This window comes from Acinetobacter sp. YH12070 (assembly GCF_013419625.1).
GTDB lineage: Bacteria > Pseudomonadota > Gammaproteobacteria > Pseudomonadales > Moraxellaceae > Acinetobacter > Acinetobacter amyesii.
Genome location: NZ_VOZT01000117.1, coordinates 1 through 2,795 on the forward strand (window position 1 = coordinate 1; position 2,795 = coordinate 2,795).

The following is a 2,795-nucleotide window of genomic DNA, read 5'->3' on the forward strand; positions in this document are numbered from 1 at the left end:
AAGAGTGAACCACCTGATCCCTTCCCGAACTCAGAAGTGAAACCTCTTAGCGCTGATGGTAGTGTGGGGTTACCCATGTGAGAGTAAGTCATCGCCAGCTCATTATTCGAAACACCCCCTGACTAGTCCAGGGGGTGTTTTTTTATGCGTGATGAAAAGGGAAGAAAAAGAGGAAAAGATAAAGTAGAAATATAGAAGAAAAGCTTCATTCATTTTTATGTGATTTATAAATTAAAGACTGAAAGGCGTATACTATCCGTGTCATTGATGGAAAGCTCATGTCTGATTTAGCCTCAAATTCTCCTTATATTGAATATGGCACACGGCCATTTCTTGCCATTTTATTTTCTTTATTTTTAGCGGGCTTCGCAATTTTTTCATCGTTGTATTGTGTACAACCGATGATGCCCATTTTTGCTGATTATTTTCATGTCAGTCCGACACATAGCAGCTTTCCATTATCTTTTTCAACCATTGCCTTAGCGGTAGGGCTGCTGTTCACTGGTTTGATTTCAGATCGATTCGGCCGTAAGCCTGTCATGGTCACCGCTTTATTTTTGGCAGCGTCACTTTTAATAATCAGTTCTATATTTCCGCTTTGGGAAGTATTTCTACTGAATCGCGTGCTGATTGGTTTAAGTGTGAGTGGTGTTGCTGCTGTTGCAATGACTTATATTGGAGAGGAAATTGCGCAAAAAGATATAGGCTTTGCAATGGGCCTGTATATTTCAGGTACTGCGATTGGAGGAATGGGTGGTCGTCTCATTGCAGGGGTATTGATTGATTATATTAGTTGGCAAAATGCCATGATGATTATTGGTATCATTAACCTATGTATAGCCACAGCATTCTTTTTATTACTTCCAGCATCTCAACATTTTCAAGCTTATCCCATTCGTTTCAACCGATTTTATGAATCTTTCGTTAAAAACTTAGCAGATCCAAAGCTGAGAATTTTATTCCTTCAAAGCTTTATCCTCATGGGATGTTTTGTCTCTATATTTAACTATATGAGCTACCACCTATTAGAAGAACCTTATCAACTTTCTCAAACTTGGATTGGGCTAATTTCCATAGCTTATTTGGCAGGAATATATAGTTCACCTCGGGCTGCAAGTTGGGGGAAACGCTTTGGGCGTGAAAAAGTTTTACCTGCAATGCTGATCATGATGTTGTTGGGGCTGTTGATTATGCTCATTCCGGCATTTTGGTCAGTCATTTTGGGGCTGATTGTATTCACCTTTGCTTTTTTTGCAGCGCATTCCACGGCAAGTAGTTGGGTATCCGTTCAATCCCTGCAATACCGTGCCGTAGGTTCATCTTTATATTTATTTTGCTATTACTTAGGTTCTAGTATTTTGGGTAGCAGTAGTGGTTTGGTTTGGGAGATGTCTGGTTGGATGGGGTTAACTTGCTTTATTGCTGTTATCTTGATGATCGGTTTATTTTTAGCAATACATTTGAATAAATTAAAATAGAAATATGTGAATAAGCTATTATTTAATATTCGTTTTACATCTATTTTTTAATATAAATAACACTATAAAAATGGCTGAATTTACTATTTTTATGATTATACAACTTTGGTCTAATATTTCCTTTAAAAGGTGCCTCATAATAATGAAATACATCACAATATAATAAATAAAATATTTTTGGTTATCATTTTTAAAATCTAATATATTTTCAAGTTGTTGATATTTAACATTTATACGTATTGTTCGTATTTTTTTGCATTTATTTTTAGTTGGAATTATATATAGATCAATATTGGTATTAAAATTAAGGCGATTATGAAAAATATAACTATTTTAATGATGGCTTTATTTTTTATCTTAATTTCAGCTTGTGTAAGTACCACGAATTTAGGGACAGCTGGTGCAGAACGTAAACAGTTTTTTATCGTTCCTCAAAAATTATTAACTAAACAGGCGGACAGATCTTATCAACAATTTATTCATCAGTCTAAAGACAAACAACTTTTGATCATTGATCCGAAATTGGATCAGGTTTTAAATAAACTCAAAAAAAATGCGGAGTTTTACCGTCAAGGTTCGAGTCAATGGGATTGGCAAGTCAGTGGGAATCTCAATAAAGATTTAAATGCACATGGTTTTCCAAGTGGGAAAATTGTCATTAACACGGGTTTGTATTGGAGTTTAAAGCTGACTGAAGATGAATTGGCATTTGTGATGGCGCATGAAATGGCACATGCATTGCGTGATCATCATCGTGAAAAGATTTCTTTGCTGTTTGCTAGTCAGGTGGCGATGATTTCTTCGACTGCGGGTATCGGCGCGCTTGCAACGGCTGCCAGTAGTGTGACTGGGCAAGCGGTTTTTCTGCCTAAAGTTTCAAAATTTGAACTAGAAGCTGATGTTCTCGCACTTGATCTTATGTCGAAAGCGGGCTTTGACCCAAATGCAGCATTGAGTTTTTGGCAAAAATATCAGCAGGAAACGACACGCCGTCAAATGCTTGATGTAAAACCATTGATGACTCAAGACAGTATAGATAAGCGTAAGATTTATATTGAAAAATATTTACCTGAAATGCACATCAAATTTCAACAGGCGCAGGCTTTAATGTTGAATAAAATGCGATAACTCATGGCACATTCTAGGTTGATTTAAACTAAAGCAAAGTTACAAATGATTTATTTAAATCTTGTTGGCTCTAGACTAGCAGAATAGATATGTTAGTCTAGAATCATGATAGAAAACAGTAAATTAAGTCACTATAAGATTAAAAAAATTATTCAGTGCTTTTGCATTGATATTCCTGCTTCTAAAACA

The 2,795-nt window shown here is 35.8% G+C and carries 2 protein-coding genes, 1 rRNA gene and 1 pseudogene; all 4 read left to right on the forward strand.

Features of this window, described 5'->3' with window-relative positions:
- Positions 1–100: ribosomal RNA gene (gene rrf / locus FTU17_RS17060) — 5S ribosomal RNA — on the forward strand; the annotation flags it as partial.
- Positions 101–278: 178 nt separating this feature from the next.
- Positions 279–1,478 (forward strand): MFS transporter, encoded by a 1,200-nt coding sequence (locus FTU17_RS17065; protein ID WP_180136116.1) that lies wholly within the window; start codon positions 279–281, stop codon positions 1,476–1,478.
- A 315-nt stretch (positions 1,479–1,793) separates the two neighbouring features.
- The gene (locus tag FTU17_RS17070; RefSeq protein WP_180105620.1) at positions 1,794–2,606 is read left to right on the forward strand and encodes a M48 family metallopeptidase; all 813 of its coding nucleotides are present in this window, start codon (positions 1,794–1,796) and stop codon (positions 2,604–2,606) included.
- Between the two features lie 105 nt (positions 2,607–2,711).
- Positions 2,712–2,795: pseudogene (locus tag FTU17_RS17075) on the forward strand (IS1595 family transposase); the annotation flags it as partial.

What these genes read in the sequence shown, in the direction of transcription:
- FTU17_RS17065 (WP_180136116.1), top strand. Translation starts at nt 279, where the DNA reads ATGTCTGATTTAGCCTCAAATTCTCCTTATATTGAATATGGCACACGG.
- FTU17_RS17070 (WP_180105620.1), top strand. Translation starts at nt 1,794, where the DNA reads ATGAAAAATATAACTATTTTAATGATGGCTTTATTTTTTATCTTAATT.